Source organism: Pseudarthrobacter sp. 05T312, assembly GCF_056396685.1.
Genome location: NZ_JBFTLY010000011.1, coordinates 1 through 25,493, shown reverse-complemented (window position 1 = coordinate 25,493; position 25,493 = coordinate 1). Strand labels below are relative to the sequence as shown.

Here is a 25,493-nt window from a genome sequence, read left to right as displayed (position 1 = left end):
CTCTGCCGGCCGTGGTGGCGCTTGGTTTTCATCACGGACTTGACAGGGTCATAGTGGTGTTGCCCGTATGGTGATTCCACAGACCACCGCTAGAAAGGTTTTCTGTGACCCCGTCTTCCACGAAGAAGGATTCCGCCGCCCAGGATGTCTTGTCCCCTGAGGAGAAGCAGGCCGCGACCAATGCCAAGCGGGCAGCCACACGCGCTGCCAACAAGGCTTCGGCAGGCGAGGCTGCAGCGGACGGCAAGCGCGAGCCCAAGAAGCGTGGGCCCAAGCCCGGCGCCAAGGCTGCGGCAGCGGCCGCAGGAAAGTCCGCCGAAGACGCGGACGAGGTTGAGGACGCTGAGGAAGACCTCGACGTCCTCGAAGGCCCGGACGCAGTAGAGGATGCCGATACCGATGCCGATCCCGTCAAGGGTGCAGCCGGCAGCGGCAAGGGCTTTGTCTACTCCGACGCGGACGACGACGACGCCCCGGTGCAGCAGGTCATGTCCGCCGGTGCCACCGCGGACCCCGTCAAGGACTACCTGAAGCAGATCGGCAAGGTGGCACTGCTCAACGCGGAGCAGGAAGTGGACCTTGCGCTGCGGATCGAAGCCGGGCTGTTCGCCGAGGAGAAGATCGCCGCGGACGACGGATCCATGGATCCGAAGTACAAGCGCGAACTCGAATTCATCATCCACGACGGCAAGCGCGCCAAGAACCACCTGCTCGAGGCCAACCTGCGCCTCGTGGTCTCGCTCGCCAAGCGCTACACCGGCCGCGGCATGCTCTTCCTGGACCTGATCCAGGAAGGCAACCTTGGCCTTATCCGCGCTGTTGAGAAGTTCGACTACACCAAGGGCTTCAAGTTCTCCACCTACGCCACCTGGTGGATCCGCCAGGCCATCACCCGTGCCATGGCGGACCAGGCCCGCACCATCCGTATTCCGGTGCACATGGTTGAAGTCATCAACAAGCTGGCGCGCGTCCAGCGCCAGATGCTGCAGGACCTGGGCCGCGAACCCACGCCCGAAGAACTGGCACTGGAACTGGACATGACCCCTGAAAAGGTTGTCGAAGTCCAGAAGTATGGCCGTGAACCGATTTCGCTGCACACCCCGCTGGGCGAGGACGGCGACTCCGAGTTCGGCGACCTCATCGAGGACTCCGAGGCCGTTGTTCCCGCTGATGCCGTGAGCTTCACCCTCCTGCAGGAGCAGCTGCACTCGGTACTGGACACCCTCTCCGAGCGCGAGGCCGGCGTGGTTGCCATGCGCTTCGGCCTGACCGACGGGCAGCCGAAGACTTTAGACGAAATCGGAAAGGTCTACGGCGTGACCCGCGAGCGGATCCGCCAGATCGAATCGAAGACCATGTCGAAGCTCCGGCACCCCTCCAGGTCGCAGGTGCTGCGGGACTACCTGGACTAAGACCCCGCACTGGACAGGCAAAGGCCGTCCGGGATCCACTGAAAAGTGGGTCCCCGGACGGCCTCTGTTGTTTGCGCTCTGTTGCCTCCGGGTTCGCAGGCGCCCTGTTCTGTGCCGGCCGGGCCAGTCCGGCCTAGCGTCCTTAAACGCCTGCGGGACCCTTCCGAATGGAAGAGTCCCGCAGGGTTCGTTGTTACCGATGCCTCATCTAGTCGATTTCCACGGCAGCTTTCTCGTGAAGCTTTCCCGTCTCATCGTGCCAGTCGGAGCTCAACGGCTTGAGCGTCGCTTCGACTGCACGGGCGTGGTGGCCGCAGAACAACAGCTCACCGCCGGAGGACTCGAGTACAACCCGGACATATGCCTGGGCTCCGCAACGATCGCACCGGTCCAGTGCGTTGAGCGTGCGGTCTGCCACTGCTGTTGTCATATCGGCCTCCTTAGTAGATCAGTACATCTATATAACCAGCATTCGTATCCAATCCATCGCAAGGATGGGGCAAGTTCGCTGTGCGCGTATCCGCAAGGTTCGGTCAAGAACTGCCCAGTTCCGCCCGTCACCACGGTCCGTGGCGCGCCGCACACCGCGCGGCGGTGTGGCAGGCGGGTCTGTGCGCTGCGGCGGTCTACCCTAGAAGGTGCGGTCCCAGCGCCGCTTCGACGTCCCTGAAGGAGTTCATCACCAGTGGCACCCAGCTCTGAGTACACCGCCCGGCACCTTTCCGTCCTGGAGGGCCTCGAAGCCGTCCGCAAACGCCCGGGCATGTACATCGGCTCCACCGACTCGCGCGGCCTCATGCACTGCCTCTGGGAAATCATCGACAATTCCGTGGACGAGGCCCTGGCCGGGTTCGGCCACGACATCCGCATCATCCTGCACGCGGACAACTCCGTGGAAATCCACGACGACGGCCGCGGCATCCCCATCGACAAGGAGCCCAAGACGGGACTCACCGGCGTCGAAGTGGTGTTCACCAAGCTGCACGCCGGCGGCAAGTTCGGCGGCGGTTCCTACACCGCCTCCGGCGGCCTGCACGGTGTGGGCGCGTCGGTGGTCAACGCCCTGTCCTCGCGGCTGGACGTCGAGGTGGACCGGGGCGGCAAGACGTACAGGATGTCCTTCCGCCGTGGTGAGCCCGGCCGCTTCAAGGACACCGGGTCCCGCCTGGACCCGGCAGCTACCTTCACGCCGTTCGTCAATGACTCCGTGCTGGACGTGGTGGGCAAGGCCAAGCGCGGCGTCACCGGGACCCGGATCCGCTACTGGGCGGACCGCCAGATCTTCACCCCCGACGCCAAGTTCTCCTACGAGGACCTCGTGGCCCGCGCACGCCAGACCTCATTCCTGGTGCCCGGCCTCAAGCTGACCGTCCGGGACGAGCGCAGGGTCCCCGGCACCCCGGGGGAGTCCGGGCCCTTCGAAGAGGTTTTCCACCACGATGGCGGCATCTCCGAGTTCGTCGAGTTCCTTGCTGCCGATCCGGCCGTCACGGACGTCTGGCGGCTTCACGGCTCCGGCAAGTTCAAGGAGACGGTCCCGGTCCTTGATGAGCGCGGCCACAGCCAGCTGGCCGAGGTGGAGCGCGACTGCGAGGTGGATGTGGCCCTCCGGTGGGGGATCGGCTACGACAGTGCCGTGCGGAGCTTCGTGAATATCATCGCCACCCCGAAGGGCGGCACCCACCAGTCGGGGTTTGAGCAGGCCCTGATCAAGACCTTCCGGAAAGCCGTGGAGGCCAATGCCCGGAAGCTCAAGGCGGGCAACGACAAGATCGAAAAAGACGACATCTTCGCCGGCCTGACGGCCGTGCTGACCGTCCGGCTCGCCGAACCGCAGTTCGAAGGCCAGACCAAGGAAATCCTGGGCACCAGCGCCGTCCGCGCCATCGTGGCCAAGGTGGTGGAGCGCGAAATCTCGGCCAAGCTGTCTTCCAGCAACCGGAACGACAAAGCCCAGTCGGCACTGCTGCTGGAGAAGATCGTCAACGAGATGAAGTCCCGCATCTCGGCCCGCGTGCATAAGGAGACCCAACGGCGCAAGAACGCCCTGGAAACCTCCTCCATGCCCACCAAGCTTGCCGACTGCCGGACGGACGACGTCGGGCGTTCCGAACTGTTCATCGTGGAAGGTGACTCCGCGCTGGGTACGGCCAAGCTGGCCCGTTCCTCCGACTTCCAGGCCCTGCTGCCCATCCGCGGCAAGATCCTGAACGTCCAGAAGGCCTCGGTGGGGGATATGCTCTCCAACGCCGAGTGCGCGGCCCTGATCCAGGTGGTCGGGGCAGGTTCCGGCCGCAGCTTCGATATCAGCGCCGCCCGCTACGGCAAGGTGATCTTGATGACCGACGCCGACGTCGACGGTGCCCACATCCGGACCCTGCTCCTGACCTTGTTCTTCCGCTATATGCGGCCCATGATCCTTGAAGGCAGGGTGTTCGCTGCAGTGCCGCCGCTGCACCGGGTGGAGGTCATCAACGCCGGCCAGAAGGCCAACGAGATGATCTATACCTACTCCGAGGCCGAGCTCCACGTGCTGCTGGCCCGCCTGGCGAAGGAGGGCAAGCGGTACAAGGAGCCGATCCAGCGGTACAAGGGCCTGGGGGAGATGGACGCCGAGCAGTTGGCCGAGACCACCATGGACCCGCGGCACCGCACCCTCCGCAAAGTGGGGATCGAGAATGCGCAGCAGGCCGAGGAGATTTTCGACCTGCTGATGGGCTCGGATGTGTCACCGCGCAAGGACTTCATCATTGCCGGCGCCTCCAGCCTGGACCGGGAGCGCATCGACGCCTGACAACCACCTGGTGCGACAGGCTCAACCACCGGGTGCACAACCCCCGGGAGGCAGTGCGCGCCGGCGGCGCGTCAGCCGAGCAGTCCGGGAACCACCAGCAGGGCGGTGGGCAGCGCCAGCAGCAGGATGCAGCCGGCCAGCACGGCGCTGCGGACAGCGGCAGGAAGCTGGCGCTGCGGCGTCAGGAGCCGGCTGACCCGGGAAGCTGCCGTCCGGACAGCCTCCGAGCCAGGTCCGCCCGACGCCGCCTCCAGGCCCGAAAGGGCAAGCGTAGGGGACGACGGCCGGATGTCGCCGCTGCCGGCGTTGCCCGCCGAGCCGCTGGCCACAATGGCGATGGCCTTGATGAGCGTCGCTTTGCTTTCTGTCCGAAGGGCGACGTCGTCGGCCAGCATCTCGATCAGCGAATTCACCGACTCCTGCGCAAGCCGGGTGGTGGGCAGCCAGGGGAGGGCCTGCCGCCAGGCCGCGAAGGCCCAGAGGAGCAGGTGGTGCCGCTGGCTCAGGTGGGCGTTCTCATGGATCAGGACGGCACGGAGCTCAGCCGGTTCAAGGGCAGCCATCAGCCCATCCGACAGGACGGTGACCGAGCGGGCGCCCCCCGGAAGGCAATAGGCAACAGGGGAATCATGGCTGATGACCAGCGTTCCGGCGTCCTGGCCGGACGGTGAGGCAAGGATGGCGAGCAGTTCGCGGTGCCGGCGCCGCTGCCGCTGGATTTTGTAGTACGTCAGCAGCAGGGTGAAGACCAGGTGGGCCGTGAGCAAGGTTGCCGCGGACAGGGCGAAGATATGCCAGAACCCCAGCGCCGTGGTGGGGGCATTAAAGAGCACCATGCCGGCAAGGGCGCGCAGCCCCGCGATGAGGTTGTCTCCGACAGGTTCCAGGCCATAGACCAGCATGGCGCCGATCATGGAGAGGCCACCTGCGAGTGCGATCGCCTGCCACAACAGCATGGCCGTGAAGGGCGACCTGGCCGGCCACTGGGCCCGTGACAGGAGGATCGGCACCGGCCACGCCAGGATTATCGCAAGGACCGCCAGCAGGTATGAGGCCCAGAACATGGTGTGTTACAGGTGGCCCAGCAGTTTGCGCAGCGTTTCGGCTTCACCTTCGGAGACAGACCCGATGAAGCGGGCCAGCACGGCCTCGCGGTCCGGTGCAGACCCGAGGACCTCGTGCATGAGTTCGGCGGTGTGGTCTGCACGGCTGGACACTGCCTGGTAGCGGTGCGGGCGGGTTCCGCGTTCGCGCTCAACCAAGCCCTTCTTCTCCAGGCGGGAAAGTACGGTAAGCACCGTGGTGACAGCCAGTTCCTTGCCTTCATGGCCGGGGCCGCCCTGTGCCGCCGACGTGCGCGCCAACTGATCCCTCAGGGTATTGGCCGTAGCCGCTTCCTGGCCCGCCCAGAGCAGGTCCATCACTGCCCGTTCCAGTTCACCAAGACTAGCCATGTCACTTTTCCTTTATTTCCCCGCACCGTGCGCTGTAGTGCGCCCGGTGACGTCACGCGGTTGTTCAACTACACAACTAAATTTACCCCGAAAACGCGGAACCTTCTACATCGGGTAGAACATCTGGCGCGCCGCGCCCCGGTGGGCGATCCTAGGGGAGGGCGATTGGTTTTCGTCCGCCATCGACCATGTTCTACACTGTGTAGAAGTTACAGTTCTACGAAGCGTAGAAAACTGCATTGGCTAACAGTAGGGACTGCCATGGACGCCTTGGAAATCGCACGCTGGCAATTCGGCATCACCACGGTCTACCACTTCATGATGGTGCCGCTGACCATCGGGCTGGGCCTGGTGGTCGCCGTGATCCAAACGGCCTGGCACCGCACCGGCAAGCCGGAGTACCTGCGCATGACCAAATTTTGGGGAAAGCTTTTCCTCATCAACTTCATCATGGGCGTTGCCACCGGCATCGTCCAGGAGTTCCAGTTTGGCATGGCCTGGAGCGAGTACAGCCGCTTCGTCGGGGACGTCTTCGGCGCCCCGCTGGCCCTTGAGGCCCTCCTGGCCTTCTTCGTCGAGTCCACCTTCCTGGGCCTGTGGATCTTCGGCTGGAAGCAGCTCAAGCCCGCCATCCACCTTGCCTGCCTCTGGGTGGCCGTCATCGGATCGGCGCTGTCCGCATACTTCATCATCGTCGCCAACAGCTGGATGCAGCACCCGGTGGGCGTGGAAATGATCAACGGCCGGCCCGTCATGACCGACGCCTGGGCTGTCTTCACCAACAACACCGCCCTGGTTGCCGTGCCGCACACCCTGTTCGGCGCCCTCGCCGTGGCCGGCGGCTTCCTCCTGGGCATCGCCTGGTACCACCTGTGGCGGAGACGGCACGACGGCGTCGACACCGTGGGTGCCGACGGCCGGGTCATCCCCGGCGAAGACGCCAGGATCTCCGGCCGCGACCGGGCCGACTACAAGGTGTGGATCCGCTCCCTGCGCATCGGCGCCGTGGTGGCCATGATCTCCTTTGCCGGCACTGCCGTCACCGGTGACCTGCAGGGCAAGCTCATGTTCCAGCAGCAGCCCATGAAGATGGCCGCGGCCGAGGCCGCGTGCCACGACGGCACCGGCTTCTCCGTCCTCAGTGTCGGCAACGTGGGCTCGAAGAACTGCGACGACGTCGTGGCAGTGATCGAGGTCCCCGGCATCCTCTCCTTCCTGGCCAAGGGTGACTTCACCACCGAGGTGAAGGGCGTCAACAGCCTGCTGCCCGAGTACAAGGAAAAATACGGAACCACCCTCCCGGACAACCCGATCTACGGTGACCGCGCCGGCCAGGAGATCCAGTACGTGCCCGTCATGGAAGTCACCTACTGGGGCTTCCGGATGATGATCGGCTTTGGCGGCCTCGCCGCGCTGGCTGCGCTGGTGGCACTCTGGATAACCCGCAAGGGGACGGTGCCGGAATCCCGGTGGCTAATGCGCCTGGCAGTGTTTGGCATCCTTGCACCCTTCGGTGCCAACGCCGCCGGCTGGATCTTCACCGAGATGGGCCGCCAGCCGTTCGTCGTGGCACCCAACCCTGATCCGAGCGGCATCGACCAGGTATTCATGTTCACCGCCGCCGCCGTATCACCCGGCGTCTCCGCCGGTGAACTGATCGCCTCGCTGGTGGCCCTGACCGCCGTCTACGCCGTCCTGCTGGTGGTGGAAGTGAAACTGCTGGTCAAGTACATCCGCGGCGGCGTGGTCTCCGCGATGCCGGAACTCGCCCATGCACCCGCGGACGAAAACGAGGATGAAACCCCGGGCCCCGACGGCGGCCCCAAACCCGCCGACGACGTCCTGGCCTTCGCCTACTAGCAGAGGAAACACACAATGGAACTGCTGCCCACCATCTGGTTCATCGCCATTGCGGTGCTGTGGACCGGCTACCTCTTCCTCGAAGGCTTCGACCTGGGCGTCGGGATGCTGATGAAGCTCTTCGCCCGCAACAACACCGAACGCCGCGTGCTCCTGAACACCATCGGGCCCGTCTGGGACGGCAACGAGGTGTGGCTGCTGACTGCAGGCGGTGCCACCTTCGCGGCCTTCCCGCTGTGGTACGCGTCCTTGTTCTCCGCGCTCTACCTCCCGCTCCTGGTGGTCCTGCTGGCCCTGATCTTCCGCGCGGTGGCGTTCGAATACCGCGGCAAAGTGGACACCGACAGCTGGCGGAACCGCTGGGACTGGGCCATCGCGCTGGGTTCCTTCCTCGCCGCATCCGGCGTCGGCGCCGCCTTGGCCCTCACCACCACCGGCCTGCCGCTGAACGCCAACGGTGACCGCGAAGGCGGCCCCATGGCCTGGTTCAGCGGATACGCCCTCCTTGGCGGCGCGGCAGTGGTGGGCTTCTCGCTCCTGCACGCGCTGGCCTTCCTGGCCCTGAAAACCGACGGGGACGTCCGGCACCGTGCCCGCCAGTGGTTTGTGCGGCTCCTGCCGGTCCTGCTGCTGCCCATCGCCGCGTGGGCGCTGGCCATCCAGTTCATGGACGGGAAGCCCTGGACCTGGGCCGCCGTCATCCTGGCCGTTGCCGCCGCCGTTACGGCCTGGCTGCTGGCCCGGAAGGGTGCTGAAGGCAGGGCGTTCCTGGCCCTCGGCGGCTTCCTGGTGCTGGGCACGGCATCCATCTTTGGTGCGGTCTTCCCCGTGGTGCTGCCCTCCACGCTGGACAGCGCCTTCGACCTCACCGTCTCCAACGCATCCTCCTCGGACTACACCCTGGGACTGATGAGCGTCGTGGCGGCATTCGGCCTTCCCCTGGTCATTGCGTACCAGGCATGGACCTACTGGGTGTTCCGCCGCCGGGTGAGCGCAGCGCACATCCCGGAAGCCCACAGCTTCCTCCCGGCGGTCGCTGCCAGGGCCTTCACCACCAAGGGCTGACGTGCGGCCAACATTTCCCGCCGGTCCGTCCACCCGCTCGGCGATCTACTGGCTGGGACTCCTGGCGGCGCTCAAGGCCCTGTCCCTGGTGCTGATCGGCCAGGCGGTGGCCTCAGTCCTGGCCGGACTCGTCGCCGGGAACCCGGCCTGGGGGAGCCAACTGACCGCCGGACTCGCCGGCGTCGTCCTCCGGTCCCTGACCGTGTGGGGCCAGGCCGTCGCGGCCCGCCGTGCGGCACTGGGCGTGAAGGAGGAACTGCGCGCGGAACTGCTGGAGCGGGCCCTGCGCACGGGCGTGCGCGGATCCGGTCCCGGCGACGGCGGCCTGGCGGTCCTCGCCACCCGCGGCCTGGATGCCCTGGACAGCTACTACACCCAGTTCCTGCCCGCGCTGGTCAACTGCGCCGCCGTTCCTCTGCTGCTGGGGGCCCGGATCCTTTTCGCGGACTGGGTCAGCGCCCTCGTCATCGTGCTGACGGTGCCGCTGATCCCTGTGTTCATGGTGCTGATCGGCCGCTACACCGAGGACAGCGTGCCGGAAGCCCAGGCCACCCTGGCGCGGCTGTCGGCCCACATGCTGGAACTCGCCAAGGGCCTGCCGGTCCTGGTGGGGCTGGGACGTGCCACCGCCCAGCGCAAGGCCCTTGAAGAGATCTCGGAGGAATACCGCTCCCGCACCATGGGCACCCTGCGCACCGCCTTCCTGTCCGCCCTGGCGCTGGAGCTTATCGCGACCATCTCGGTGGCAGTGGTGGCCGTCTTCATCGGCGTCCGGCTGGTCCATGGCGACATGGCGCTCGAGGCCGGCCTGCTGGCACTCCTCCTGGCCCCGGACTGCTACCTTCCGCTGCGGGAACTCGGCACCGCCCACCACGCCAGCGACGACGGCCGGGTGGCGCTCGCGGAAACGGCCGCCGTGACCGGTGCCCCCGAGCCGGAACCGCTCCCGGCCGCCAAGGCCGGCAGGCCCGGTGCCCCGCTCGAGGTCACCGGACTCACCGTGACGTACGCCGGGCGGTCCGCAACCGCCGTCGGACCCCTGACGTTCACCGCACCGCAGGACAGGATCACGGCACTGGACGGCCCCAGCGGCGCCGGCAAGAGCACCGTCCTGGGCGTCCTTGCCGGCATCATCGGCCACGGCGGCGGGACCAGCGTCAGCGGCTCCATCAACGGGCTTGACCGCCGCGCGGTGGCCTGGGTGCCGCAGCACCCCGTCATGGTGGCCGGAACCGTCCTGGACGAGGTCCTGCTGTACCTGTCGCCTGACTCCAGCCACGGCCCGGACCGTTTCGCCGCCGAGGTAACTGCCCGCCGCTGCCTGGCACGTGCCGGTGCCGGGCACCTGGCCTCCAAGCACCAGGCGGAACTGAGCCCGGGCGAGCTGCGCCGGGTCGCACTGGCCCGCGGCCTGGCCAGGATCGAGGCCGGTGCCACCCTGCTGCTGCTCGACGAACCCACCGCGCACCTCGATGACGCGTCGGCCGTGATCGTGGAGGACGCCATCCGCCGGCTCCGCGGCCAGGTCACGGTGATCCTGGTGGCCCACAACCAGCGCACGCGGCAGCTGGCGGACCTGCTGGTACCGGTGGCGCCTGCGGGCCGGACCCACGCAGCGGCCCGGCAGGACGGCGCCGATGCCGCGTTGCTGCCGGACGCCCCCGCCGCCGGCCCCGCAGAAGCCCGCGCGGCAGGCGAGGGGGCCACGGACCGCGCTTCCACGTACAACCCCGTCACACCGGACCCGGCCGCCGGTGCCCCGGAAAAGGCGGCCCCCGGCACCGGCCGAGTGCTTGCAGCACTCCTGGCGCCGGTGCGGGGGAAGTTTGCGGCCGCGGCCTTCGTCGGCACCCTGGCGGCCCTCTTCGCCGTTGCGCTTTCCGGCCTGTCCGGCTGGCTCATCATCCGCGCCAGTGAACAACCGCCCATCCTGTACCTGCTGACCGCCATCGTCGGCGTCCGGTTCTTCGGCATCGGCCGGGCCGTGTTCCGCTATTGGGAGCGGCTGCTGCTGCACGATGCCGTGTTTGCCGCACTCACCCGGCTCCGCGGCCGGCTGTGGGAGTCGCTGAGCCGTCGGGCCCTGTCGCTGCGCCGGCTGCTGCAGGGCGGCAACGTGCTGGGGACGGTGATTGACGACGTCGATACCGTCCGGGACCTCCTGCCCCGGGTGGTCCTGCCGCCCGTCACGGCGGTGGCGGTGTCTGTCCTGGCCGTGGCCGCCACCGGCGTCCTGGTGCCCGACGCCCTTCCCGCCGTGGGCGGTGCGGCCGTCAGCGGCCTGCTGCTGGCGCCCGCCGCGGCCTTATGGGGCGACCGCAAGTCCGCCGCCACCGAACAGTCCCTGCGCTCGGGTGTGCTGCGCCGCGTCACCGCTGCCCTCGATGCCCGCGCCGAACTGCACGCCAACGGCGTGGCACCACGCGTGCTTGAGGCGCTGCTGGCGGAGGACCGGGACGCCACCCGAGCTTCGCGGCGCTCCGCCTGGGCGGACGGGATGGGCCACGCCGTTGGCACGGTGGCCTGCGGGACGGCAGCGCTGGCCGCTGCGTGGCTGGCGGGCCCCGCAGTCCTCGCGGGCCAGGTGGCACCGGCGACTGCGGCCGTGGTGGTCCTCCTGCTGCTTTCCCTAGTGGAACCTTACGCTGCGATGACGACGGCGGTGCGCCAGTACCCCGCGCTGCGGTCCGTCATGCACCGGGTGGGGGAGTCGGGTGCCCTGGCGGGCGGCAGCGTACCGAGCGAGGGACTGCAGCCCGTTTCCCGCCGGGCCCGGGAGGTGCCGGGCGTTGAGCTCGTGGACCTGGCCGCGGAATGGCCGGGCGGCCCCCCGGTCTTCTCCGGCATCAATGCTGTGGCAGTACCCGGGCGCTGGCTGGCGGTCACCGGGCCGTCCGGCGCCGGCAAATCCACCCTTTTGTCGGTGCTGCTGGGCTTCCTGCCGCCGGCAGCAGGACAGGTCCTGGTCACCGGCCGGGCAGCGTGGTGCCCCCAGGAGGCCCACCTGTTTGATTCCACCATCAGGGGAAACCTGCTGCTGGGAAGGCCATCCCAGGACGGCGCGGCGCCGGCGGCGGACCGCGAGCTGGAGGCGGTCCTGGCCGCCGTCGGACTTTCCACGCTGGTGGGCCGGCTGCCGGCAGGGCTGGACACCCGCATCGGTCCCGGCGGTGCCTTCCTCAGCGGCGGCGAGCGGCAACGCCTGGCGGTGGCGCGGACCCTCCTCACGGGCGCGGAAGTGATCCTGCTCGATGAGCCCACCGCGCACCTGGACGCGGAGTCTGCGGCCCTTATGCTGGCGGACCTGCGCACCGGACTGCGGGACCGCACCGTGGTGCTGGTGACGCACAACCCCGCCGACATCCACGAAGGTGATGCCCGGCTGGAACTTTCGGCCCCGTCCGGACAGTCCCGGCGGTCCCTGGCACCCTCCCGCTAAGCGGGGCCGGACGCGCTTCGCCGCCTCAGCTTGGGGCCGGCGGGGCTTCCGTCAGCCGTCGACGTCGTGCAGGTGGTGGACCACGTCGTGCAGGAAGTACTGCGAGAGCGTCAGGATGGTGAACTCGGAGCCGTTGCTGCGCAGGCCCCGGCGTCCCCAGTCCTCTTCGGGAACGGCGGCGAAGGCCTCGGCGGCCTCGTGTCCCTCCGCCGCCAGCTCCGGACCCACCTCGGCGGGGTCGGCGTTGGCGTAGTCCTTCTCGATGGCCGTCCGGTCCTGGTCCCAGTCGGCGAAGCGGGCGTCGTCCTCGGCGAGCATCAGGTCCAGCCGCTGGTTGAACAGGGTGAAGACGTCCCGCACGTGGCACGCATACTCGACCGCGGACCACGTCTGCCCGTCGGGGCGCTCCGCCGCGTCCGGCCGGCGGAGGACGGCCAGCCACCGGGGGATCATGCTTTCGATGCTTCCGGGGACGGTGGCGGGCGTGGCCGTGGAGGCATGGAAATTGCATTCCGGGCAGGGCCGTGACAGGACCCAGGTCCAGTCCTTTTCATCAGGCACGATAGGCATGGGAGCAGTCTAAGCTGTGCGGGCCAAAAGACTCTGGGCCGCCGGCAGCGTCCCGGCTAGCGTGGCCGCATGAGTCCGGAAGCGCGCAAGGACGCGGAAAGCATGGTGCAGCTGGCCGGCCTGACGAAGCGGTTCGGCCGCAACACAGCGCTCGATGACGTGACCCTCACCATTGAACCGGGCGAGGTCTTCGGATACCTGGGCCCGAACGGGGCAGGCAAGACGACCACCATCCGGCTGCTGATGGGAATGCTGCGGCCCACGTCCGGCACGGCGTCCGTCCTGGGGCTGGATGCCTGGCGCGAATCCCGGGACGTCCACCGCGTGGTGGGCTACGTGCCGGGCGAACCGGCCCTCTACGACCGCCTGACCGGCCACCAGCACGTGGCCTACTGCTGCCATCTGCGGCACCGGGACGACGGCGGGCGTGCCGCCGAGGTGGCGGACCGGCTGGAACTGGACCTGGGCAAACCGGCCCGCACGCTGTCGCGCGGGAACCGGCAGAAGCTCGCCGTCGTCCTGGCGGTCATGTCCAGGCCGCGGCTGCTGGTGCTGGACGAACCAACCAGCGGGATCGACCCCCTGGTCCAGCAGGTCTTCCACTCCCTCCTGCGTGAACACACCGCGGACGGCGGCTCGGCCCTGTTCTCCTCCCACGTCCTGGGCGAGGTGGAGCGCGTCGCGGACCGGATCGGGGTGGTGCGCGGCGGCAAGCTGGTGGCGGTGGAGCGGCTGCAGGACCTGGCCGCCCGCTCCCTGCACCGGGTACGCGCCCGCTTCGCCGAGGACGTGTCCGCGGCGGAATTCACCGGCGTCCCCGGGGTGCGGGATGTGCTGGTGGAGGGCCGGGCCCTAAGCTGCAACGCCCCGCAATCGGCCCTGGACGCCCTGCTGAAACGGGTCAGCGCCCGGGACGTGGAGGACTTCGAATGTTCCGAGGCCCCGCTGGAGGAGACGTTCCTGAGCTATTACGGGATGGACCGGGCGGACGGCGGCGCCGCGGCCGGCCCAACGGAACGCGCGGCCGGAACGGTGGCGCACCATGCTGGCTAGCGTCCTGCTGAAAACACTCCGGGACCAGGGCAGGCTGCTGGTCGCCTGGGCCGTCTCCCTGGCCCTTGTCGTGGCCATGTACGCGGCCGTCTGGCCCTCGGTGAAGTCCCAGCCCTCCATCAGCGGCTTCATCGCGCAGATGCCGGAGGCCTTCCGTTCCCTCTTTGCCACTTCCAGCGCGGACCTGTCCACCCCCATCGGATACATCCAGGTGGAACTGCTGTCCTTCATGGGGCCCATCGCAGTCCTGATCTACGCCGTCAACTCCGGTGCGGGAGCCATCGGCGGGGAGGAGGACCGGCACACCATGGACCTGCTGCTCTCCAACCCCGTAGGCCGGGGACGGGTGGTGGTGGAGAAGTTCCTCGCCTTGGTGGCGGGCACCTTCCTCCTGGCGGCCGTCATGGGTTTGTCCCTGGTGCTCGAAGGCAACCTGGTGGACCTGGTCCTGCCGGCGGACAAGGTGGCAGGGGCCATGCTGCACCTGGCGCTCCTGGGCGTCGTGTTCGGCTCGCTGGCGCTGGCGTTGTCGGCGGCGACCGGACGGACCGCGCTCAGCCGCGGCGTCCCTGCCGTGCTGGCGGTCCTGGCCTACATCGTCAACGCCCTGGCACCCATGGTGGACGTTTTTGACCGGATCCAGAAGGTCTCGCCGTTCTTCCAGTACATCGCCCACGACCCCCTCCGCAACGGCCCCGCCTGGGACAGTGTGGCGGTATCGGCAGTCACCATCGCGGTGCTGGTGGCGCTCGCCGTCGCCGGATTCCGGCGCCGGGACGTGGCCGGCTGAGCCGGCCACGTCGACGCCGCTACTCCGCGGTGTCCCTGGCTGCGCCGCCATCCATCCACGCCATGGCCGGGCCCACTGCCTCCACGGCCTGGGAGAGCGGGACGCCCGAGCCGTCACGGCGGCCGTGTTCCTGCGGCAGTGACCGCGCCACACCTGCCGCGGAGGACGCCTTGGCCGGGCCGTGGCCCGCCCACGCGAGGAGCAGCATGTCCTCGCCCTTGAGGAACCGGTGCGACCGGACGCCGGCAGTAGCGCGCCCCTTGGCCGGGTATTCGGAGAACGCGGTGACCTTGGCCGTGCCCGGGGCGGTGCCTGGGAGGGCCCCGTTGGTCCCGGCGATGGTGACCACGACGGCGGCCTCATCCTGGGGCTGTACGGCACCAAAGAAGATCACCTGGTCGCCCGCGGCGAGCTTGATCCCGGCCATGCCGCCGGCGGTGCGGCCCTGGGGACGGACCACGGCTGCGGGGAACTTCAGCAGCTGTGCTTCCCGGGTGAGGAACACCAGTTCGGTGTCATCGGCCCCGGCCGGAGCGACTCCCACCACCACGTCCTTGTCCTTCAGGGTGATGACTTCCCAGTCTTCCCGGTTCAGCGGGTAGTCCGGCTGGACGCGCTTCACCACGCCCTGGGCGGTGCCGATGGCCAGGACTTCATCCAGCCGCACGAACGCCACCAGGGACTCACTCTTCACCAGGGTGAGGAACTCCTTGGCCGGCACGCCGCCGGCCAGGTTCGGCAGGCCGGCCACGGGCGGCAGGACCGGCATGTCCATGACCTGCAGCCTGAGCATCCGGCCCTGCGAGGTGACCGCCGCGATTTCGCCGCGGGCCGACGTCTTGACCACCGAGGTGTACACGTCGTGCCTGCTCCGGGGGCCAGCCTCGGCGAGCGGTTCCTGGGTGCTGGTGCGCGCCACCTGCCCGGAGGCGGTGAGGATTGCCCAGCAGGGGTCGTCAGCGATTTCCAGGGACAGCGGCGCGGCCTTGCCCTTTTTGGCTCCGGCAAGCTCGGCAGCTGCGACCGTGGGGGACACGGCCTCGGACTCCAGGAGGACGGTCCGTCGCGGGGTGCCGTGTTCCTCGGCAATCGCGCCGAGTTCGTCGGAGACCACGGTGCGGAGCAGTTCCTCGGAGTCCAGGATGGCCTGCAGTTCGGCAATCTCCCGGCGGAGTTCGTCCTGCTCCTTTTCCAGCTCGATCCGGGAGTACTTGGTGAGCTGGCGCAGGCGCAGTTCCAGGATGTAGTTGGCCTGGACCTCGGTGAGGTCGTAGATGGACATCAGCCGCTCGCGGGCCGCCGCTGCCTCGTCCGAGGACCGGATGATCTGGATGACCTCGTCGATGTCCACGATGGCGATCAGGAGGCCCTCCACCAGGTGCAGGCGGTCCTTCTTCTTGCCCAGGCGGTAGACGGTCCGGCGGCGGACCACATTGATCCGGTGGTTGACGTAGACGGACAGCAGGTCCACCAGGCCCAGCGTCTGCGGCTGGCCGTCCACCAGCGTCACGTTGTTGATGCCGAAGGAGTCCTCCATCGGCGTGTAGCGGTAGAGCTGCTGCAGGACTGCGTTCGGGTTGAACCCGTTCTTCAACTCGATGACCAGCCGCAGCCCGTGCTTCCGGTCCGTCAGGTCCACGATGTCGCTGATGCCGGTCAGCTTCTTGGCGTTGACGGCGTCCTTGATTTTTTCGATGACCTTTTCCGGGCCCACCATGTACGGCAGTTCAGTGACCACCAGGCCGGTGCGGCGTGCGGAGAGCTGTTCGATCTCCACCTTGGCGCGGGTCTTGAAGGATCCGCGGCCGGTGGCGTACGCGTCGCGGATGCCGTCCAGGCCCACGATCCGGCCGCCGCTGGGCAGGTCCGGGCCCGGGACGAACCGCATGAGGTCATCCAGGGTGGCGTCGGGGTTGGCGATCAGGTGGCGGGCGGCGGAGATGACCTCCACCAGGTTGTGCGGGGCCATGTTGGTGGCCATGCCGACGGCGATGCCAGTGGCGCCGTTGACCAGCAGGTTGGGGAACGCGGCGGGCAGGACGTCCGGCTGGGTCAGCTGGTTGTCGTAGTTGGGGACGAAGTCCACCACGTCTTCGTCCAGGTGGTTGGTGAGCGTGAGGGCGGCCGCCGCCAGCCTGGCCTCGGTGTACCGCGGTGCTGCCGGGCCGTCGTCGAGCGAGCCGAAGTTGCCGTGCCCGTCAATAAGCGGCAACCGCAGCGAGAAGTCCTGTGCCATGCGCACCATGGCGTCGTAGATGGCGGCGTCGCCGTGCGGGTGCAGCTTGCCCATGACCTCGCCCACCACGCGGGCGCTCTTGACGTGGCCGCGGTCAGGGCGCAAACCCATGTCGCTCATCATGTACAGGATGCGGCGCTGCACCGGCTTGAGCCCGTCCCGCGCATCCGGCAGGGCCCGGGAGTAGATCACCGAGTACGCGTACTCCAGGAAGGAGCCCTGCATTTCGGATGTCACGTCGATATCGACGATGTTTTCCGTGTAGTCGTCGTCCACGATGGGTTTTGAACTTTGCCGGCGGGCCATGGGGTTTGGTGAATCCTTCTGCGGTTACTGCGCAGCCTTGGGGTGTGCTGCGATAGTTTTTGGCTAGGCTAAGCCTATGGTGGATCAGCCCGGGGACGGCGAATATCCGGAACATTGGGAAGCCGATGTCGTCCTGCGGGACGGCGGGACAGCGCATCTGCGGCCCATCCACCCGTCGGACGCGGACGCCGTCCAAGCCTTCCATACCGGGCAGTCGCAGAATTCAATCTACATGCGCTTCTTCGCGTTCAAGGCCAGGTTGTCGGCCAAGGAGCTCAAGCGGTTCACCGAAGTGGACTACAAGGACCGGGTGGCGTTCGTCATCACCATCGGCGGCGAAATCATCGGCATCGGCCGCTATGACCGGCTAAGCGATCCCACCGAGGCAGAGGTCGCGTTCAACATCGCGGACGCCCACCAGGGGAGGGGTATCGGCTCCATCCTGCTGGAGCACCTTGCCGCGGCAGCGCACGAAAACGGCATCCGGAAGTTCACCGCCGAGGTCCTGCCGGAGAACCGCAAAATGCTGATGGTGTTCTCCGACGCCGGCTACGACGTCAAGCGCCACTTCGACGACGGCGTCGTCAGCCTTGAGTTCAACGTCGACCCCACCGAAAAATCCCGTGCCGTGATGGAATCCCGCGAGCACCGCGCTGAGGCGAGGAGCGTCCGGGAGTTGCTGGCGCCGTCGTCCGTTGCCGTGATCGGGGCCAGCCGCAGGTGGGGGACCGTGGGGTACCAGCTGCTGGAGCACATCATCGAGGGCGGTTTCCACGGCCCGGTGTACGCCATCAACCCGGAGGCGCTGGAACTGGCGGGCATGCTGTCCTACGGCAAGCTCTCCGAGGTTCCCCAGCCGGTCCAGCTGGCCATCATCGCGGTGCCCTACGAGGAGGTTGCCGGCGTGGTGGCGGAGTGTGCGGCGGCCGGCGTCAAGGGTGTGGTGATCGCCTCCGCAGGCTTTACGGACGACGGCGAGCGCGGCCTGCTGCGCCAGCGCGCCCTGGTGCGGCAGGCCAGGGCCAACGGGATGCGGGTGATCGGGCCCGCATCGCTGGGCATCGCCAATACCCACCCGGATGTGTCCCTGAACGCCTCCATGGCCCCCACGATGCCGCTGCGCGGGAGCCTGGGCCTGTTCAGCCAGTCGGCGGCCATCGGCGTCTCGCTGTATGCCGCCTCGAGCCGGCGGAGGCTGGGACTGTCCAGCCTCCTCTCGGCAGGCAACCGGGCTGACGTCTCCGGCAACGACATGATGCAGTACTGGGAGGACGACGCTGACACCTCCGCCGTGGGCCTTTACCTGGAGTCGATCGGCAACCCGCGCAAGTTCTCCCGCATCGCACGGCGGCTGGCCAGGACCAAGCCGGTCATCGTGGCCAAATCCGACACCATGGGGCTCCGCCTGCCACCGGGCCATGCCGTCCGTACCACGCAGGCGCCGGCGGGAGCACTGGACGCCATGCTGCGCCAGTCCGGGGTGATCCGCGTCGAAACCGTTGAACAGCTGGTGGACGTGGCCCAGGTGGTATCAGCCCAGTCCCTCCCTGCCGGGCCCGACGTCGCCATCTTCAGCAACTCCCAGGCCTTGGGCAACGTGGTGGCGGACAGCGCGGCCGCCCATGGACTGGGAGTGGCGCAGGTGGTTTCCGGACTCGACCTTGACGCCGGCCAGTCCGTGGCCCTGCCCCTGCTCCGGAAAGCCCTGCTTGACGCCCTGGCCTCCGACGCCGTGCACGCCGCTGTCGCCGCCCTGCTGCCCGCACGCGGCCTGACCGTCGACGCTGTGGCCCAAGTCCTCGCGGAATGCTCGGCAGCAGCCGGGAAACCGGTGGTGGCGGCTTTCACCGGAATCCTGGACCCCTCCATCACCGTGGAGGGCCTGGTGGGAACAGAGGGCTGCACCGTCCCCTGCTTCTCCAACCCCGGCGCCGCGGTGGCCGCCCTCGCCGCAGTGGTCCGCTACGCGGAATGGGCCGCCCGCGACCAGGGGCACTTCGTGGAGCCCGCCGGCTGCGACCCGCGGCAGGCGGCTGCTGAGATCGATGAACTGCTGCGGGACGTCACAGGCGACCAGCTCAAGCAGCTGGACCCGGCGGCGACAGCCTCACTGTTGGGCCACTACGGCATTTCGGTCCTGCCCTCGGCACCGTTCACCACCCCCGACGAGGCCGTTGCGGCCGCCGACTCGCTGGGCTGGCCGGTGGTGCTCAAGACCACCGAGCCCGCCCTCCGGCACAGGCTGGATTTGGGCGGTGTGCGGCTTGGAATCGAGGACGCGGAGTCGCTGCGCCTGAACGTCCTGCAGATGCGGCGTGCGCTCGCCGCCTACGGAGATCCGGCCCTCGAAGTCCAAGCCATGGCTCCGGTGGGTCAGGCGTGCACTTTCCGGGCCATCGAGGACCCGTTGCTGGGGCCTGTCATCTCCTTTGGCCTTGCCGGTGACGCCGTCAACCTCCTGGACGACTGGGCCCACCGCGTGCCACCGCTCACTGCGGCGGACGTCCACGACTTCATCCGCGCGCCCAGGGCGTCCCGGAAACTCTTCGGTTACCAGGGCCTGCCCGCCGTCGACGTTCAGGCCCTCGAGGACCTCGCCGGCCGGCTGGCGTGGATGAAGGACAACCATCCGGAGATCGCGCTGGTGGAATTCAACCCTGTCCTGTGCGGCCCGGCGGGTGCCACGATCCTTGCCGCCGACGTGCGGATCGGCAACGCTGCGCAGCGCACGGACAGCGCGCGCCGGGCCATGCTGGGCTGAGGCGGTTAGCAAGTGACCGGACGATCTGTGAAAATGGGGGCATGAGCTTCCAGCCTTCCGCTTCGGCGCCCGAAACGCCCGGCAATGAAAACCAGGCAGTCCGCCAGCACAGCTCACACAACCACGGAGTCCAGGGCCAGAGCCTGGAGGACGCGCTGCAGAAGGCCGGGTTCTACCCGCGCCTGGTGTCCGATGTTGTTGATGACGCGCTGGATGGCCGGGACTGCGTGGCGCACCTGGTGCACCTGGAAACCCACTTCGACCGGGCAGAAGTGCGCCGCCACATCACCGTCCTGGTCCTCACCGCGGACATGCTGGTCATCACCCATGTGGACGACCAGCAGCTGGATGAGGCGGGGGAGCAGATCGTCGCCCAGATCTCCACGGAGTCCGTTCCCGTGGCCCAGATCAGGTCGGTGGTCCTCAGCTACATGTATGCGCAGCCGCAGAACTACAAGCCCTCCGACCCGGTACGGGAACTGACCCTGTCCATCGCATGGTCCGGCGGCCAGCGGCTGGACATGGGGCCGGCCAGCTGCGGCGATCCGCAGTGCGAAGCGGACCACGGCTACACCGGAACCATCGCGCAGGAGGACATCGTGCTGCGCATCAGCGCCGAAGCCGACGGGCTGCAGGCCGTGCAGGACGCCAAACTGTTTGCCAGGGCCCTGCGGGCGGTCAACACCGGTTCCGCGGCCCCCATGTCCCATGCCCAGTCCATGCCACCGCGGCCGCGTGCCGGGGTGTTCGGCAACCGGCTCAGCCGCGGGCACCAGCAGCGCTGATGCCGGAAGACCGCCCCCACGCCGTACAAGCCCCCGGACGCACCCCCGACCTTCCGCCTGCTCCCGCTTACGGGCACCGTTCCATTGCTGAAGTCCTGACCAGTGCAGCGGCAAGCCTTGGAGTGGAAGGTTTTGCCAATACCCTCGGATTCCCTGCCGCCTCACGGGTCTGCGTGGTACTCGCGGACGGATTGGGCCGGAACCTCCTCAAGCAGAAATCCGCGCACACCCCGTTCCTGCGCTCTGTGCTTCAGGCCGGGCAGGGCGAAGTCCCGGTGTGGCTGGACTCCGCGTTCCCTTCCACCACCGCTGCTGCCCTGTCCAGCTTTGGGACCGGGCTTCCTGCTGGCCAGCACGGCATGGTGGGCTACGACGTCCTGGACCCTGACCAGGACAAGGTGGTCAACCTGCTGGGGAACTGGGATCCGGGTGTCGATCCGTCGGCCTGGCAGCCGTTCCCTACCGTGTTCGAACGGATCGCCGGCCAGGTGGACGTCAGCACCGTCAGCCTCTCCCAGTTCGACGGCTCACCCATGACCCGGGCCGCACTCCGGGGCGGCAGGTTCATTCCGGGGACAACCGCCCACGCCCGGACCGCCGCCGCTGCCGAAGCCATGGCAGCCCCCGGCCCGGCCCTCATGTATTTCTACGTCAACGACCTGGACAAGGCCGGCCACCGCTACGGCTGCCGCTCCGAGCAGTGGGAACACCAGCTGGAAGAGCTCGATGCCACGGTCAAGCGGCTCAACTCCACCCTTCCCGCCGGCACCACCATCCTGCTCACGGCAGACCACGGCATGCTGGACGTGGCCGAACCGCAGCGGATCGACTTTTCCACGGACCCTGCCCTGGTGGAGGGCGTCCGCCACACGGCAGGGGAACCACGGATGGTCCACCTGTACCTCGAGGAAAGTCACCTGTCGGACGGCGGCGCGGAGCGGTTGCTGGCGGCCTGGAAAGCGCGGTTCGGCGACCGGATCTGGGCCTTCACCCGCGGTGAAGCCGTAGCCGGGGGACTCTTCGGCAACGATGTCCGGCCCGCTGTTCAAGGCAGGATTGGCGACGTCATGATCGCGGCGCGGGACGCCGTCGCGCTTTACGACGGACGGCGCATGCGGCCGACTGCCATGGAAGTAGTGGGCCAGCACGGCTCGCTGACCAAGGCCGAGCGGGAAGTCCCGCTGCTCTGCTTCACGGCTGAAGGAAGGACGCGGCGGCGTGGCTGAGCTCATCTTTTTCTCCGGCACCATGGACTGCGGAAAGTCCACCCTGGCCCTGCAGATGGACTACAACCACCGGGCCCGCGGCCGTGGCGGCGTCCGGTTCAGCCGGAACGACCGCGCCGGTGAGTCCCGGATCTCGAGCCGCCTCGGTTTGGAGACTGATGCCGTGGAGGTCCTGGACAGCACCGACTTTTGGGAGGAAGTCATGCTGCGCCGCACCCGCGGCCAGCGGGTTGACTACCTGATCTGCGACGAAGCCCAGTTCTATACGCCCGAACAGGTGGAGCAGCTGGCCAAGGTGGTGGATGAGATCGACGTCGATGTCTTCGCGTTCGGCATCACCGCTGATTTCCGCACCCGGCTGTTCCCCGGTTCCCAGCGCCTGATCGAGCTCGCCGACCGGGTGCAGGTGCTCCAGGTGGAGGCGCTGTGCTGGTGCGGCCGGCGCGCTACCCACAATGCCAGGACGGTCGACGGCGTGATGGTCACCGAAGGTGCGCAGGTGGTGGTGGGCGACGTGGACATGGTAGTGGACGCTGCTGCCCCGGAGGCCGGGCACATACCCGTGGTGGGTTACGAGACATTGTGCCGCCGGCATTTCATGCGGCGCGTGACGGCGCACGGAGCGTCCTTGATGGCCCAGCAGGACCAGTTGCTGCCGTTCGAGGTCGATGCCTGCCTCTGGCACGGCTCCGGCGGACCTGGCGAGGGCCGCGGACAGGCCGGCAGGGCCTGAAGCCTGGAGCTCCCGGGCCTGCCGGCTGGTGAACCAGGGCGTGGCACTGGTGAACCAGGGCGTGGCACTGGTGCTGCAGGGGACCGGCTAGTCCGTGCGCTGCAGCGGGGCTGGCACGCCGACGACGTGCGGCGGTTCGGGCGCGCTGTCAGCGTCCCCGCGTTTGCGGAGCCTGAGTTCGCTCACGAGGGCACCGACCACAATGAAACCGGCGCCGAGGACTGCGATGGGGGGAAGCCGTTCACCCGCCAGCCGCCCGATGACCGCAGCCCAAACGGGCTCGCCGGCGTAGATGATGGTTGCTTTCGTTGGCGACACCGATCGTTGGGCCCAATTCATTGTCAACTGGATGACGCAGCTCGCAGCCCCCAAGGGGACGGCCGCTCCCACCCCGATCCATGAGAATGCGGGGAATCCTTCTCCCGCAATGGGCATCGCCATGAAGCCCAGTGCCCCCGCGACGAGCAACTGAAGGACGGTGACCCGGCCGAGGTCCACTTTGCCCGCGAACCAGCCGATAAGGATGATCTCTGCTGCGATGGGAAGGGTGCTGAGGACTGTCGCGACCTCCCCGGAACCGAAGGTGAAGCCGGCGCTGCCCGGGCCGGCGAGCAGCACGAGACCGGCGAAAGCCAGGCCGGCGCCGAGCCAGGTGGGAAACCGCGGTGACCTTTTGAACACCATCCACTGCAGGACAGGAACAAGCGGAACATAGAGGGCTGTAATGAATGCCGAGGTGCTGCTGCCGATCGTTTGAAGGCCGACAGTCTGAAGTCCGTAGCCGAGGAAGATCATCAGGCCGATGGCAGTGCCGGCCACGATCTCCCGCGGCCTGATGCCGCGCAGGCCACGCGCAAAGACGACCGCGCTGATAATGCCGGCTGTCAGGAACCGCATGCCTACGAAGAACCATGGTCCGCTGTACTGCACGGCGATGTGGACGGCGAGGAACGTGCCACCCCATACTGCCGTTATCAGGACGAGGGCGAGTTCCTGCCGGGAGAGCAGGCTCCGGGGACCAATGTGCAACATAATGCCCCACCATATGGTGCACAATAGTGCACATGCAACCTGAGGAAACGCCCGTAGTCCTGAAGCATGTCAGCGAGAACGTGCGCCGGTTTCGGATTGCGGCACAACTCAGCCAGGTCGCCCTGGCCGATCGCGCCGGCGTGAGCCGCCGTACCGTGGTCAAGCTCGAAGCGGGGGAGGCCAACATCAGCCTGACCGGACTCGACCACCTCGCCGGCGCTTTGGGCGTCAAGTTCGTCGATCTCGTGGCTGCCCCGGCTGCGCACCCTGGAGCCATCAGTGAGGTTGCGTGGCGGGGAGAGCGGGAAGGCAGCATCGCGGTTTTGCTGGCATCCGTGCCCGCCGCCAAGGAAGCGCAGTTGTGGTCCTGGGCCCTTGAACCTGGCGAGCGGTACGATGCGGAGCCGGATCCTGCGGGATGGTCTGAAATGCTCCTTCTCTCCGAGGGGTCGATCCGCGTCGAGCAGGAAAGCGGTGATGCCGAACTCCATGCGGGTGAACATCTTGCCTTCCCGACGTCGCAGCAATACTCCTACGTGAATATTGGTGACACCCGGGCCAGCTTCGTACGTGTGGTCGTCAGCTGAGCTGTCCGTGCCAAATCCGCGGCACCAGGTGTGCCAGCCAGCGTCCGAGTCAGCCCCATTGTCAGACCCCTTTGTCATGATGGGTTTATGGGGAAGGCGGTGGTGGCGAGGGCGTTCGGGGAGATCCGTGCTGCCCTTGCTGTGCTGAATGCGGAAGTGGACGGGGCCGGTGCGGAGGCTTTTTCTGCGGCTGATCCGTTGGCTGGGTTGGCGGATGCGTGCCTGGAGATTCTGGCCGGCGCCCGTGAGGCCGAGGCCGGGATCGCTGCGGTGAAGGCCAAAGCGGCTGTGACGTACGCGGACACCGCCTATGCCGTTGTGGGCCTGGATGTTCCGGTGCAGGCGCAGGAGATGGCGGTCGCGGCGGAGATCGGGTGTGTGCTGGCCCTTGGTCCGCGGGCGGCGGGTTCGTTCCTGGCCACCTCTCACGCCGTGATGTCGACGTTGCCGCGGACGTTGGAGGCTTTGCAGGCCGGGACCGTCCCTTGGCAGCACGCTGTGGTGATGGCCGATGAGACAGCGTGTCTGGATGCCGCGGGGGCGGCGGCGTTGGAAGCCCATTTCCTGGACCCGGACGCACCGGACCCGGCGCGGGGGTGCTCGGTGGGGCAGTTGCCGGCGCACCGGTTCAGGGTCAAGGCCAGGACGTGGCGGGAACGCCACCAGGCAGAGAGCATCGAGAAACGCCATGCCAAGGGGGTGGCTGATCGGCGGGTGGAGTTCCGGCCGGACCAGGACGGGATGGCGTGGCTGTCCGCGTACCTGCCCGCGGACCAGGCCCTGGCCGGGTGGAACCGGCTCACCGCGACCGCCAGGGGCAGGCAGGGTGCGGAGGAATCGCGGACCCTGACCCAGCTCCGGGCCGACACCTTTGCCGGTGCGGTCCTTGGCAGCGGTATGGCTGGCGGTGACACCGCGGTCTCGGGCAGTGCTGCCGAGGCTGCCGGTGGCGACGGTATGGGCCACAGGGGTTTGCCACCGTCGATCCGGGCGCAGGTGCTGGTCACGGTTCCGGTGTTCTCCCTGATGGGTAAGACCGATGAACCGGCGGTGCTGGACGGGTACGGTCCCATCCCGCCGTCGATGGCCAGGGAGCTGGTCGCAAATGGGGCCGGGGCGTTCTACCGGGTGCTGGTGGATCCGCGGGACGGGGCGCCGTTGGAGATCGGCCGGACGAGTTACCGGGTGACGGGGGCGATGCGGTCCTGGTTGAGGATGCGGACGGGAAGTGCCCTTTCCCTGGGTGCAGCAACAACTCCCTGGACAACGACGCCGACCACCTCCTCGCCTGGGCCAAGGGCGGCACCACCGGGATCAGCAACCTGGGACAGCCCTGCCCCAAACACCACAAACTCCGCCACACCACCGGCTGGAAACCCACCCCCGCCAC

At 67.9% G+C, this 25,493-nt stretch carries 18 protein-coding genes and 1 pseudogene; 13 read left to right on the top strand and 6 right to left on the bottom strand.

Annotation, left to right across the window (positions count from 1 at the left end; all coding sequences use genetic code 11):
- The first annotated feature begins 104 nt into the window (after positions 1-104).
- Positions 105-1,412, top strand: a complete 1,308-nt coding sequence (locus AC1DIP_RS14395; RefSeq protein WP_477734136.1) for an RNA polymerase sigma factor — start codon at positions 105-107, stop codon at positions 1,410-1,412.
- A gap of 208 nt (positions 1,413-1,620) precedes the next feature.
- On the opposite strand, the gene AC1DIP_RS14390 is transcribed toward AC1DIP_RS14395, so the two are convergent.
- Positions 1,621-1,842 carry a DUF7455 domain-containing protein gene (locus AC1DIP_RS14390; protein WP_013600696.1) on the bottom strand — a complete coding sequence of 74 codons (222 nt, stop codon included), beginning with the start codon at positions 1,840-1,842 and terminating at the stop codon, positions 1,621-1,623.
- Positions 1,843-2,097: 255 nt separating this feature from the next.
- Here AC1DIP_RS14390 and AC1DIP_RS14385 point away from each other — a divergent pair, with 255 nt between their 5' ends.
- Entirely contained in the window at positions 2,098-4,206 is a 2,109-nt protein-coding gene (locus tag AC1DIP_RS14385; RefSeq protein WP_476210584.1) for a DNA gyrase subunit B, read from the top strand.
- A 71-nt stretch (positions 4,207-4,277) separates the two neighbouring features.
- Here AC1DIP_RS14385 and AC1DIP_RS14380 read toward each other — a convergent pair whose 3' ends face one another.
- Together AC1DIP_RS14380 and AC1DIP_RS14375 are read right to left on the bottom strand one after the other, a co-directional pair.
- Positions 4,278-5,270, bottom strand: a complete 993-nt coding sequence (locus tag AC1DIP_RS14380) for a M56 family metallopeptidase (RefSeq protein WP_477734135.1) — start codon at positions 5,268-5,270, stop codon at positions 4,278-4,280.
- A 6-nt stretch (positions 5,271-5,276) separates the two neighbouring features.
- Positions 5,277-5,660, bottom strand: coding sequence for a BlaI/MecI/CopY family transcriptional regulator (locus tag AC1DIP_RS14375; protein WP_018769682.1), 384 nt, complete (start codon positions 5,658-5,660; stop codon positions 5,277-5,279).
- A 261-nt stretch (positions 5,661-5,921) separates the two neighbouring features.
- Here AC1DIP_RS14375 and AC1DIP_RS14370 point away from each other — a divergent pair, with 261 nt between their 5' ends.
- The 3 genes from AC1DIP_RS14370 to cydD are packed head-to-tail and all read left to right on the top strand — an operon-like array spanning position 5,922 to position 12,024.
- On the top strand, positions 5,922-7,520 hold the full coding sequence (locus AC1DIP_RS14370) for a cytochrome ubiquinol oxidase subunit I (protein ID WP_476210588.1): 1,599 nt from the start codon (positions 5,922-5,924) through the stop codon (positions 7,518-7,520).
- 15 nt (positions 7,521-7,535) lie between these two features.
- On the top strand, positions 7,536-8,585 hold the full coding sequence (cydB, locus tag AC1DIP_RS14365) for a cytochrome d ubiquinol oxidase subunit II (protein ID WP_477734134.1): 1,050 nt from the start codon (positions 7,536-7,538) through the stop codon (positions 8,583-8,585).
- 1 nt (position 8,586) lies between these two features.
- Positions 8,587-12,024 (top strand): thiol reductant ABC exporter subunit CydD, encoded by a 3,438-nt coding sequence (gene cydD / locus AC1DIP_RS14360; protein ID WP_477734133.1) that lies wholly within the window; start codon positions 8,587-8,589, stop codon positions 12,022-12,024.
- A 51-nt stretch (positions 12,025-12,075) separates the two neighbouring features.
- Here cydD and AC1DIP_RS14355 read toward each other — a convergent pair whose 3' ends face one another.
- The gene (locus AC1DIP_RS14355) at positions 12,076-12,594 is read right to left on the bottom strand and encodes a DinB family protein (RefSeq protein WP_476210593.1); all 519 of its coding nucleotides are present in this window, start codon (positions 12,592-12,594) and stop codon (positions 12,076-12,078) included.
- 69 nt (positions 12,595-12,663) lie between these two features.
- On the opposite strand from AC1DIP_RS14355, the gene AC1DIP_RS14350 reads away from it, so the two are divergent.
- Both AC1DIP_RS14350 and AC1DIP_RS14345 read left to right on the top strand, forming a co-directional pair.
- Positions 12,664-13,647, top strand: coding sequence for an ATP-binding cassette domain-containing protein (locus tag AC1DIP_RS14350; protein WP_476210595.1), 984 nt, complete (start codon positions 12,664-12,666; stop codon positions 13,645-13,647).
- Entirely contained in the window at positions 13,637-14,437 is an 801-nt protein-coding gene (locus AC1DIP_RS14345; protein WP_477734132.1) for an ABC transporter permease subunit, read from the top strand. The genes AC1DIP_RS14350 and AC1DIP_RS14345 overlap by 11 nt, the downstream gene beginning before the upstream one ends.
- 19 nt (positions 14,438-14,456) lie before the next feature.
- On the opposite strand, the gene AC1DIP_RS14340 is transcribed toward AC1DIP_RS14345, so the two are convergent.
- Positions 14,457-16,979 carry a DNA gyrase/topoisomerase IV subunit A gene (locus AC1DIP_RS14340; RefSeq protein ID WP_477734131.1) on the bottom strand — a complete coding sequence of 841 codons (2,523 nt, stop codon included), beginning with the start codon at positions 16,977-16,979 and terminating at the stop codon, positions 14,457-14,459.
- Between the two features lie 76 nt (positions 16,980-17,055).
- Between AC1DIP_RS14340 and AC1DIP_RS14335 the strand changes: the two genes are divergently transcribed.
- From AC1DIP_RS14335 to AC1DIP_RS14320, 4 genes are read left to right on the top strand one after another with little or no spacing between them, the layout of a single operon-like run.
- Positions 17,056-19,740, top strand: a complete 2,685-nt coding sequence (locus AC1DIP_RS14335) for a bifunctional acetate--CoA ligase family protein/GNAT family N-acetyltransferase (protein ID WP_477734130.1) — start codon at positions 17,056-17,058, stop codon at positions 19,738-19,740.
- A gap of 41 nt (positions 19,741-19,781) precedes the next feature.
- Positions 19,782-20,525, top strand: a complete 744-nt coding sequence (locus AC1DIP_RS14330; protein WP_476210603.1) for a DUF5998 family protein — start codon at positions 19,782-19,784, stop codon at positions 20,523-20,525.
- On the top strand, positions 20,525-21,751 hold the full coding sequence (locus tag AC1DIP_RS14325; RefSeq protein WP_477734129.1) for an alkaline phosphatase family protein: 1,227 nt from the start codon (positions 20,525-20,527) through the stop codon (positions 21,749-21,751). The genes AC1DIP_RS14330 and AC1DIP_RS14325 overlap by 1 nt, the downstream gene beginning before the upstream one ends.
- The gene (locus AC1DIP_RS14320) at positions 21,744-22,484 is read left to right on the top strand and encodes a thymidine kinase (RefSeq protein ID WP_477734128.1); all 741 of its coding nucleotides are present in this window, start codon (positions 21,744-21,746) and stop codon (positions 22,482-22,484) included. Before AC1DIP_RS14325 ends, AC1DIP_RS14320 begins: the two co-directional genes overlap by 8 nt.
- Positions 22,485-22,571: 87 nt before the next feature.
- On the opposite strand, the gene AC1DIP_RS14315 is transcribed toward AC1DIP_RS14320, so the two are convergent.
- Entirely contained in the window at positions 22,572-23,516 is a 945-nt protein-coding gene (locus AC1DIP_RS14315) for a DMT family transporter (protein WP_477734127.1), read from the bottom strand.
- A 32-nt stretch (positions 23,517-23,548) separates the two neighbouring features.
- On the opposite strand from AC1DIP_RS14315, the gene AC1DIP_RS14310 reads away from it, so the two are divergent.
- Complete coding sequence (locus AC1DIP_RS14310; protein ID WP_477734126.1) at positions 23,549-24,103, top strand: helix-turn-helix domain-containing protein; 555 nt, start codon at positions 23,549-23,551, stop codon at positions 24,101-24,103.
- Positions 24,104-24,190: 87 nt separating this feature from the next.
- Positions 24,191-25,493, top strand: a pseudogene (locus AC1DIP_RS14305) (HNH endonuclease signature motif containing protein); the annotation flags it as partial.